This window comes from Psychrobacter sp. (assembly GCF_018260395.1).
GTDB lineage: Bacteria > Pseudomonadota > Gammaproteobacteria > Pseudomonadales > Moraxellaceae > Psychrobacter.
On sequence record NZ_JAGLBC010000089.1, the window covers coordinates 1 to 10,138 of the forward strand.

Sequence of the window (10,138 nt, forward strand, 5' to 3'; positions counted from 1 at the left end):
CTCTTCTTCTCATCATTTCTAAACGTTGCACTTCATCGTTGAATCTAAGAAATAAATAAAATCTATTTATCCCCTTTTATTCTTTTATAAGGAAAGATTATGACAACTAATTCTGCCGGCAAACGATTTCGCGATGCCCTTTTAGATCAAAAATCAAATAACCAACCTTTACAAATAGTTGGTACTATTAACGCTTATACCGCTATGATGGCCAAACAAGTAGGTCATAAGGCCCTTTACTTGTCAGGCGCTGGCGTGGCCAATGCATCTTATGGCTTACCTGACTTAGGTATGACCAGCCTTGACAATGTACTTGAAGATGCTAGTCGTATTACCAATGCTGTAGACACGCCTTTACTGGTAGATATTGATACAGGTTGGGGCGGCGCATTTAACATCTCTCAAACCATTAAAAAAATGGAAAAAGCAGGCGTTGCAGCGGTACATATCGAAGATCAAGTGGCTCAAAAGCGTTGCGGTCACCGTCCAAATAAAGAGATCGTATCTACTAGTGAAATGGTAGACCGTTTAAAAGCGGCACTTGATGCTAAAGTAGATCCTGACTTTGTGGTTATGGCACGTACTGATGCCTTATCTGTTGAAGGCTTAGAAGCTGCCGTTGAGCGTGCAGTATCTTTTCAAGAAGCTGGTGCAGATATGATTTTTGCTGAAGCTTTAACCGATATTGAAATGTATCGCAAGTTCACTGACGTACTCGACATTCCTGTACTAGCTAACATGACTGAATTTGGGCAAACAGATTTATACACCACAGAGCAGTTATTTAACGTTGGTGTTGACATGGTGCTGTATCCATTATCAGCCTTTCGTGCCATGAACAAAGCTGCTCTAAACGTGTATCAACATTTATTAAACGATGGCACTCAACAGGAAGTGGTAGATACCATGCAAACGCGTATGGAGCTGTATGATTTTTTAAATTACCATGAATTTGAACAAAAATTAGACCAACTATTTGCGCAAAAAAAGTAAAAACAGCTCAATACCACTAAGTTTATAAAAGAGAAATAATAATCATCTTTAACATCCGATTGAATGACTCAATCATACCGTCACCTAGTTAAAAGGAAAATGTTATGGCAGCAGGTAAACAACTTTCAGGCGCAGGCTTACGTGGACAAATTGCAGGACAAACTTCACTATCTACAGTAGGTAAGTCAGGTTCAGGTCTTACTTATCGTGGCTATGATGTAAGTGATTTGGCTGAGAAATGTATCTTTGAAGAAGTGGCTTACTTACTACTGTATGGCGAATTGCCTACCCAAGCCCAGCTTGATGAATACAAAGCTGAACTCAAACAGCTACGTGACCTTCCTCAAGCATTAAAAGACGTATTAGAACGTATCCCACAAGAAGCACATCCGATGGATGTATTGCGTACTGGTTGTTCTATGTTGGGTAACTTAGAGCCAGAAGAAAGCTTTGAGCAGCAGCTTGATAAAACAAACCGTATGTTATCGGCTTTCCCAGCTATTATTAATTACTGGTATCGTTTTAGCCATGAAGGCGTAAAAATTGACTGTGTAACTGATTCAGAAACTATCGGTGGTCATTTCCTACATCTGTTAAAAGGTGAAAAACCAAGCGAATTGCATGAACACGTTATGAACGTGTCTTTAATCCTATATGCTGAGCATGAATTTAACGCCTCTACGTTTACGGCACGTGTTTGTGCCTCTACTCTATCAGATTTATTCTCATGTATCACTGGTGCAATCGGTACGCTGCGTGGTCCATTACATGGTGGTGCTAATGAAGCTGCTATGGAATTAATAGAAAGCTTTGACTCTCCAGAGGCTGCTGAGCAAGGTTTGCTAGGCATGTTAGAGCGTAAAGATAAGATTATGGGCTTTGGTCATGCTATTTATAGTGATTCTGATCCACGTAATGTAATCATTAAACAATGGGCTGAAAAATTAGCTGCTGATGTTGGTGATGATGTGTTATACCCTGTATCTGTACGCTGTGAAGAAGTTATGTGGCGTGAGAAAAAATTGTTTTGTAATGCTGACTTTTTCCATGCGTCAACTTATAACTTTATGGGTATCCCAACTAAATTGTTTACGCCAATATTTGTATGCTCACGTTTAACTGGTTGGGCAGCTCACGTGTTTGAGCAGCGTGCTAATAATCGTATTATTCGCCCAAGTGCTGAGTATATTGGTGAAGAGCCACGTGAAGTACCTCCTATTAGCGAGCGTGGTTAATAGAGTTTTAAAATTCTATTTTTTTGATATACATTCTAAATTAAAATTAAAATAGAGTTAAATGAAATAGCAAGATGTATAAACTAAAACCTAGTAATGCATCTTGCTTACTAAACTGTTTTATAGGACAGCCAACCATGCCAAACCAGAGCATAGAAAAAAATCAGCCAGTTCTAACCCATAAACATCCTGAGCCGATGAATAAAGATTTTAAAAAACCATTACCTTTACCAAATGGCGAAGACAGTGGTTTGTACTACTTTGACGCTGAACAAGCGGTAAATGATATTGAGCCTGGCGCTTACGCTAAACTTCCCTTTAGCTCAAAAGTATTATGTGAAAACTTAGTACGTCGTTGCCCTCCAGAAGATTTAACAGAGGCATTGTCTCAACATATCTATCGCAAGCAAGAAATTGACTTTCCTTGGTATCCCGCTCGTGTGGTTTGTCATGATATTTTAGGTCAAACAGCCTTTGTAGATTTAGCAGGCTTACGTGATGCGATTGCAGAAGAAGGTGGTGACCCTTCAAAAGTAAACCCTATTGTCCCGACTCAACTGATTGTAGATCACTCTTTGGCAGTTGAGCACGCAGGTTATGAAGAAAATGCTTTTGAGAAAAACCGTGCCATTGAAGAGCGCCGTAACGAAGACCGTTTTCATTTTATCAATTGGTGTGAATATGCCTTTGATAACGTAAACGTTGTGCCACCGGGCAACGGCATTATGCATCAAATTAACCTTGAGAAAATGTCACCTGTGATTCAGGTCATTACCGATAAAAATGATGGCATACCTGTAGCCTACCCAGATACTTTAGTAGGTACGGATAGCCATACTCCAATGGTCGATGCTTTAGGCGTTATATCAATTGGTGTTGGTGGACTTGAAGCTGAAAGCGTTATGTTAGGTAACCCTTCATATATCCGCCTACCTGATATCATAGGTCTAGAATTAACAGGCAAATTACAACCTGGCATTACCGGTACTGATTTGGTGCTAGCAATGACTGAGTTTCTTCGTAATGAAGGCGTGGTTTCTGCCTATGTGGAATGCTATGGCGATGGCGCAAGAAGTTTATCCGTAGGTGACCGTGCATCTATCTCTAATATGACGCCTGAATATGGCGCAACCGCTGTCATGTTCTCAATCGATGAGCAAACTATTGATTATTTGCGCTTAACAGGTCGTACTGAGCAGCAAATTAAAGTGGTTGAAGCCTATGCTAAACATACTGGCTTATGGGCTGACGGCATGAAAGATGCTGAATACGAAAGAGTTTTGAAATTTGATCTGTCAAAAGTTGTACGTAATATCGCAGGGCCGTCTAAACCACATGCTCGCGTATCTACTACTGATTTGGTTAAATCAGGTATTGCTAACGAAGGCAATGAGCATTTAACGCCTATGCCTGACGGCTTGATGCCAGATGGTGCGGTGATTATTGCGGCCATTACCAGCTGTACAAATACTTCTAACCCACGCAATATGATAGCTGCAGGTATTGTGGCTCGTAATGCAGTCAAAAGAGGCTTGGTGCGTAAGCCATGGGTGAAGTCCTCTTTAGCACCGGGCTCAAAAGCGGTAAAACTGTATCTAGAAGAAGCAGATTTATTGCCTGATTTGCAAGCACTTGGCTTTGACGTTGTTGCATTTGCTTGTACAACTTGTAATGGTATGAGTGGTGCATTAGAGCCTGAGATTCAGCAAGAGATTATAGATCGTGATTTATTTGCGACTGCAGTTCTATCTGGTAACCGGAATTTTGATGGTCGTATCCACCCTTACGCCAAACAAGCTTTCTTAGCGTCGCCGCCTTTGGTTGTAGCTTATGCAATTGCTGGTTCAATCAGATTCGATATTGAAAAAGATCCACTGGGTCAAGACCAAGATGGCAATGATGTGTACTTAAAAGATATCTGGTTCGATGATGCGGAAGTTGATGCCATTGTATCTTCTGCGGTTAAACCTGAGCAGTATACTAAGGTCTATATCCCCATGTTCGATGAAGGTATTGTCGATGCCGAACGTCATGATGCAGTAACTGACCCTCAGTACAACTGGCGCGAATTGAGTACTTATATTCGCCGTCCTCCATACTGGGAAGGCAATATGGCGCAAGCTAATAAGCTTAAAGGTATGCGTCCACTAGCAGTATTGGGAGATAATATTACCACTGATCATTTATCGCCCTCAAACGCCATTATGCCAAATAGTGCAGCGGGCGAATATTTAGACACTATGGGTCTTCCTGCTGAGGATTATAATTCATACGCCACTCATCGCGGTGATCACTTAACCGCTCAGCGCGCAACTTTCGCTAATCCTAAACTATTAAATGAAATGGTTCGTGATGAAAATGGCGAGGTCGTCCAAGGCTCTTTAGCCCGTGTTGAACCAGAAGGTGAAGTGATGCGTATGTGGGAAGCTATTGAAACCTACATGAATCGCAATCAGCCGCTTATCATTATCGCAGGTGATGGTTATGGTCAGGGCTCTAGCCGTGACTGGGCTGCCAAAGGAGTTCGCTTGGCAGGTGTCGAGTGTGTGGTCGCTGAAGACTTTGAGCGTATTCACCGTCAGAACTTAGTTGGTATGGGTGCTTTACCGGTGCAGTTTGAATCTGGTACGACCCGCAAAACTTTAAACATCGACGGTACAGAAGTCTTTGATATCGAAGGTGAAGTGTCTGCTGGCGGTACAATGACGCTAGTCATCAATCGTAAAGATGGTAGTGTAGATAGAGCGCCTGTTAAGTGTCGTTTAGATACCGCTGATGAAGTTAAAATGTATCAATCAGGCGGTATGTTACAACGCTTTGCTAAAGAATTCTTGGCAGGCGATGTGGCTTAGTTTTTATTAGCTCATTAAATTTTAACTTATTTGATTTATATCATTAAATTATTAAGCGCGTCTTAGACTAGCGCACAAGCCATGTTTTATTGTGTTTGTGCGCTTTTTTAATGAATAAATACTTCTTCTCGATGTTTAAAATTCTCCTACTCCTTTTAAGGATTTGTCATGACCCATTCAAATAAATATACAGTTTTCGCTCCTCAAATTGCAGTACCTGCCACCTATATGCGTGGCGGCACCTCAAAAGGTACATTTTTCAAACTAAGCGACTTACCAGAGCGTTGTCAACAACCTGGACAGGCACGGGATAACTTTCTAATGCGTGTCATTGGTAGTCCCGATCCCTACGGTAAGCAAATTGATGGGTTAGGTAATGGCTCATCAAGCACTTCAAAGACTGTCATTCTTTCTAAATCAGATAAAGACGATCATGATGTGAATTATCTGTTCGGTCAGGTCAATATTGCTAAACCCATGATTGATTGGGGTGGCAACTGTGGCAACTTAACTGCTGCTGTGGGTGCCTGTGCAATTAACATGGGTTTGGTTGATGCTGATAAAGTAGCTACAAGTGCTAAGACAGGTATCTGTGAAGTTCGTATTTGGCAGGAAAATATTAGCAAAACCATTATTGCCCATGTGCCGGTTTACGTAGATGATGAAGGCCAAGTTCAAGTACAAGAAACCGGAGACTTTGAGCTAGATGGCGTCACCTTCCCTGCAGCCGAGGTCAAAATTGAATTTATTGACCCTGTAGATTCATCTAGTGCCATGTTCCCTACTGGTAATCTACAAGATGACTTTAATGTGTCAGCTTGCGGATTAGACAAAGACTCAGTTAAAGCAACTTTCATCAGTGCCGGTATTCCTACTATTTTTATGAAAGCTGAAGATTTAGGCTTTAACGGTACTGAGTTACAATCTGATATTAATAGCAATCAAGAGCTTTTGGATAAACTTGAAACTATCCGAGCCAATGGCGGTGTGGCTATGGGTTTATTTAAAGATGTAAGTGAGGCACAAAAGAGCCAGCATATTCCAAAAATTGCTTGGATAGCGCCTGCTCAATCATACACTGCATCTAGTGGTAAAGATGTTGCTTCAAGCGATATCGATTTGGTCGTGCGAGCAATGAGCATGGGTCAACTGCACCATGCCATGATGGGTACCGCTGCTGTGGCAATCGCTGCTGCTGCTACCACTCAAGGCACTTTGGTTAATGAGGCGGCTGGAAATGGGGCACCAAAAGAGCTGTCTGAAGTACGTTTTGGTCATCCATCTGGTACGCTGCTAGTCGGCGGTAAAACTGAACTGGTCGATGGCCTCTGGCAAGCCAAAAAAGTGTCTATGAGTCGCTCTGCTAGGCGAATTATGGTTGGTCAGGTATTTGTTCCTAGTGACTGCTTCTAGCGTTTTTTAAATATAGTCTTGATAATCAATCAATTGGATAGATTTAAAAGGTCAATATGGCTTTTTAATAAAAACATTACAATGGCGCCATAGTAAGCCGCTATGATTTTTCTTAAGGTAGTGCTTTTAGGAGCCTTAGTTTTATAATGGTTTAGATATAGAAAAATGATAGCGGTTATTTTATACATTTATTCTATGCATTAAGGAGCGCTTGTGTTCACTCGAAAAATAAATGATAGCCTGTCGGTGGCATTGGTTCAGCCAAGTGTAGCAAAAGATTATTTTGCTATAGTGAGTAAAGAGAGAGATGAGCTGTCTAAATTTCTTCCTTGGCCTTCTAAAGCACATGATGAAGCTTTTTTTGAAAATTATATTCGCCAAGTTTTACACGATTACGCTGATGGTAAAGCAATGATTTGTGCCATAGTTTTTGATAATAAAATCGTCGGCAGTATAGGCTTGAATGCCATAAATCATGATTTAAAAAAAGCCAATTTAGGTTATTGGGTGAGTAAACATTATCGAGGCAAAGGCATAGCTACCCTATGCACTAAAGAATTCATCAAAATCTGCTTTGACGAGATTGGTTTAACTAAAATTGAAATTAAAGCTGCCGTAAATAACGTAGCCAGTCGTGCGGTACCAGAAAGATTAGGCTTTAGCCTTGAAGGTATAATATCCCAGTCTGAGAATGTAAATGGACAGTTATACGACCATGCCATATATGGACTTATAAAATGATTTAAACGGTGCTGAGTAATATTATATGAGTGATAACATACAATGGAAAGATAGAACCAAAACTATTAAGCAACTTATTCAAGAACTTCACAGCTTCGAAGATCAAGATTTGATTGTTACGTTGACCAATGATGAAGGCAAGACATTCAATACTGTAAAACTTGTGAGTAAAGGATTTGTGCCTAGAAAAGATGACCCTAATAAAAATGATAAAATTTATTGTGCCCTACACATTTAATTCAATTAAAGCTTCATCGAGATAATATGGCCTCCCCTCCAAAACGTGTCCCCTTATATATCAAACCACCTACTAAAAAAAGCGAACGTGGGGCATTGCTGTGGTCAATATTAAAAAGATTGGGTGAGTTTGCTCGCCCTTATCGCAGCTTGTTTATTCTTACTTTGATTTTGACAGTGGTAGGCTCATTTACTGCTCAGGTTAACGCTTTTGTATTAAAATATACTATTGATACTTTAACCGGTATTGTAGGACTACCAGATCCTTGGGTGAAAGGCTTTAAGCTATTAACTTTAATAAGTGCTATTTTGATGGTAAAAGAAGTACTTAACGTCTTTATTACCTTCGGACAGCGTTATTTTGGCGAACGTATTCGAATTAACCTATCTCGCGACTTATCGCAAAAAGTGGTTGATCGTATTTTGTCTTACAAAATGTCATTCTATACCAGTGATGAGAATGCAAGCGGTAAACTGCAGACCCGTATTGATTTGGGCGTAAGTAGTTTGACGCAGTTGGTACAGAACTTCTTTATCGATATGCTGCCCTTATTCGCCAGTGCCATTGTGTCGTTGGTGATTATGTTTAATGCCAACTTCTGGGTGGGCATGGTTGGCCTTATTATCGTGCCGATTTATTTCTTTGTTAGTCAAAAGCAGGCCAATCGCTTACAAGGATTTCGTAAGCAAATGCGCCAATATCGCGAGACCAAAAGCGGCTTGGTGATCTCAATTATTGACTCCATTACTGTAATTAAATCCTTTGTGCGAGAACCGATAGAGTCGGATAAGCACTGGGAAATTCAAAAGGACATGACCTCCAATCAGCTACGTATTCGCAGTATTGCTTTTATGTATAATGCCGGCAAGAGCTTCATTGAACAGATTGGCGTGGTGTTCATTATTGTATTAACCTCTTATTTTGTACTCAATGGCCAGATGACTATTGGTGCGATTATGTTTCATATACTGTTGTTTCAAAACGTCGCTGCGCCCATTCGAGAATTGCACCGAATTTATGATCAAATTAATAATGCACTTACCTATGCTGAAGGTTTTTTTGATATTTTAGATGATGATAATGCTATTGAAAGTGCGGGTGAACTTGAATGCACAGATTTAAAAGGTCATATTGAGCTTAAGAATGTCAACTTCTCCTACCCCAATGGCAAACAAGCTCTAAAAGATGTTAGCTTTGAGATACATCCCAATCGCATTACCGCACTGGTGGGGCTAAGTGGGGCTGGAAAAAGTACCATTATTAATCTGCTAGTTAAATTTTATGAGCCTAGTAGTGGCACTATTTGTCTTGATGATCAAAATCTTGAGAATTACAACACTCATAACCTGCGAGAACAAATTGGATTGGTGCTGCAAAAGAACCATATTTTCTCAGGTACCATTGCTGATAATATTCGTTATGGTAATATGCAGGCCACCAATGATGAGATTATTGAGGCAGCCAAACAAGCTTCTATTCATGAACAAATAATGGGCATGCCAGAGGGCTATGATAGTGAAGCAAAAATGCTATCAGGTGGTCAACAACAGCGTATTGCACTGGCACGTATGTTCCTAAAAAATCCGCCTATTGTGTTTTTGGATGAGCCTACGGCAAGTCTTGATGCAATTGCGACTCAGCAAATTAAACACAGCTTAGATTTAATCAAAAAAGACCGCACTGTCATTATTGTGTCTCATAATATTTCACAAATTATTGATGCTGATGATTTAATTGTAATTGATGAGGGCAGAGTGGTTGAGACCGGTACTCATGAAGAATTGTATGCACAGCATGGCGCTTATTATGAGATATTTAATGCAATGTCAGATAGTTTGAATTTAGATAAAATTAGCCAAACTCTAAAGACTGATGTTTGATGCATCCTTAAAACATTCATAAAAGTTCAAACCGTTTCTGATATTTGTTTGACCTATTCCTTTTGCTACTGATGTTATTTGTTTTAATCTTCCAATATTAATCAACCCATAAGATATTATAGATGACTGTTAAATTTACTATTAAAAACTTCGATGAACTGACGAATGTCGATGTGTACTATATTCTCCAAGCACGCTCACAAGTATTTGTGGTTGAACAACATTGTGCTTATCAAGACATTGATGAGATTGACTTTGATTGTCTACATTTGGTGGCACATATGGATAAAACCTTAGTAGGATATTGCCGAATTATTCCTCCAAATATAGGCGGTGTGGCAGCCAACCCTAACCCTCGCATCGGTAGAGTGTTAGTGTTACCTGAATACCGTCGAAATGGGCTTGCACGCGATATTATGATACATGCTATAAAACATTGCCGTAGCAAGTATGGCAAAAAACCTATTAAAATTGCTGCGCAGACTTACTTATTGGCTTTTTATCAATCTTTAGGTTTTGAATCTATAAGCGAACCATATGAGCAAGATGGTTTAGAGCATATCGATATGGTACTTCAGCAGGGTATTAAAAAGGCTAAATCACCTGCTATGCCTGCCATTTCTAAAGGTATTAGCACTAAGACTTTGCTTATGAATTTGGTGTTTTTTATTATAGCGGTTGCCATAGTAGGTCTATTATATTTATTAATTTAGCCTGCTTTTAAAGTATTGATTAGGGTGTGTTGAACATTGGGATAAAAAGAAGGTGACAAAAAAATAGCAAACG

At 39.9% G+C, this 10,138-nt stretch carries 8 protein-coding genes; all 8 read left to right on the top strand.

Going from position 1 to position 10,138, the window contains the following annotated elements; all coding sequences use genetic code 11:
- Positions 1 to 99 precede the first annotated feature (99 nt).
- The 8 genes from prpB (at position 100) to QZ265_RS07600 (ending at position 10,065) form a co-directional block, all read left to right on the top strand.
- On the top strand, positions 100 to 993 hold the full coding sequence (gene prpB, locus QZ265_RS07565) for a methylisocitrate lyase (RefSeq protein ID WP_296404956.1): 894 nt from the start codon (positions 100 to 102) through the stop codon (positions 991 to 993).
- 104 nt (positions 994 to 1,097) lie between these two features.
- Positions 1,098 to 2,228 carry a 2-methylcitrate synthase gene (prpC, locus tag QZ265_RS07570; RefSeq protein WP_296404957.1) on the top strand — a complete coding sequence of 377 codons (1,131 nt, stop codon included), beginning with the start codon at positions 1,098 to 1,100 and terminating at the stop codon, positions 2,226 to 2,228.
- Between the two features lie 197 nt (positions 2,229 to 2,425).
- A complete protein-coding gene (gene acnD / locus QZ265_RS07575; protein WP_296404969.1) occupies positions 2,426 to 5,080 on the top strand; it encodes a Fe/S-dependent 2-methylisocitrate dehydratase AcnD in 2,655 nt (884 codons plus the stop codon).
- A gap of 168 nt (positions 5,081 to 5,248) precedes the next feature.
- Entirely contained in the window at positions 5,249 to 6,493 is a 1,245-nt protein-coding gene (gene prpF / locus QZ265_RS07580; RefSeq protein WP_296404959.1) for a 2-methylaconitate cis-trans isomerase PrpF, read from the top strand.
- A gap of 213 nt (positions 6,494 to 6,706) precedes the next feature.
- Complete coding sequence (locus tag QZ265_RS07585; protein WP_296404961.1) at positions 6,707 to 7,234, top strand: GNAT family protein; 528 nt, start codon at positions 6,707 to 6,709, stop codon at positions 7,232 to 7,234.
- Between the two features lie 25 nt (positions 7,235 to 7,259).
- Positions 7,260 to 7,472, top strand: coding sequence for a hypothetical protein (locus QZ265_RS07590; RefSeq protein WP_296404963.1), 213 nt, complete (start codon positions 7,260 to 7,262; stop codon positions 7,470 to 7,472).
- A 26-nt stretch (positions 7,473 to 7,498) separates the two neighbouring features.
- Complete coding sequence (locus QZ265_RS07595; RefSeq protein WP_296404965.1) at positions 7,499 to 9,352, top strand: ABC transporter ATP-binding protein; 1,854 nt, start codon at positions 7,499 to 7,501, stop codon at positions 9,350 to 9,352.
- A gap of 122 nt (positions 9,353 to 9,474) precedes the next feature.
- Positions 9,475 to 10,065 (top strand): GNAT family N-acetyltransferase, encoded by a 591-nt coding sequence (locus QZ265_RS07600; protein ID WP_296404966.1) that lies wholly within the window; start codon positions 9,475 to 9,477, stop codon positions 10,063 to 10,065.
- The last annotated feature ends 73 nt before the right edge of the window (positions 10,066 to 10,138 follow it).

Excerpts from the sequence above, each read along its gene's own strand:
- prpB (WP_296404956.1), top strand. The coding sequence starts at position 100 with ATGACAACTAATTCTGCCGGCAAACGATTTCGCGATGCCCTTTTAGAT.
- prpC (WP_296404957.1), top strand. The coding sequence starts at position 1,098 with ATGGCAGCAGGTAAACAACTTTCAGGCGCAGGCTTACGTGGACAAATT.
- acnD (WP_296404969.1), top strand. The coding sequence starts at position 2,426 with ATGAATAAAGATTTTAAAAAACCATTACCTTTACCAAATGGCGAAGAC.
- prpF (WP_296404959.1), top strand. The coding sequence starts at position 5,249 with ATGACCCATTCAAATAAATATACAGTTTTCGCTCCTCAAATTGCAGTA.
- QZ265_RS07590 (WP_296404963.1), top strand. The coding sequence starts at position 7,260 with ATGAGTGATAACATACAATGGAAAGATAGAACCAAAACTATTAAGCAA.
- QZ265_RS07595 (WP_296404965.1), top strand. The coding sequence starts at position 7,499 with ATGGCCTCCCCTCCAAAACGTGTCCCCTTATATATCAAACCACCTACT.
- QZ265_RS07600 (WP_296404966.1), top strand. The coding sequence starts at position 9,475 with ATGACTGTTAAATTTACTATTAAAAACTTCGATGAACTGACGAATGTC.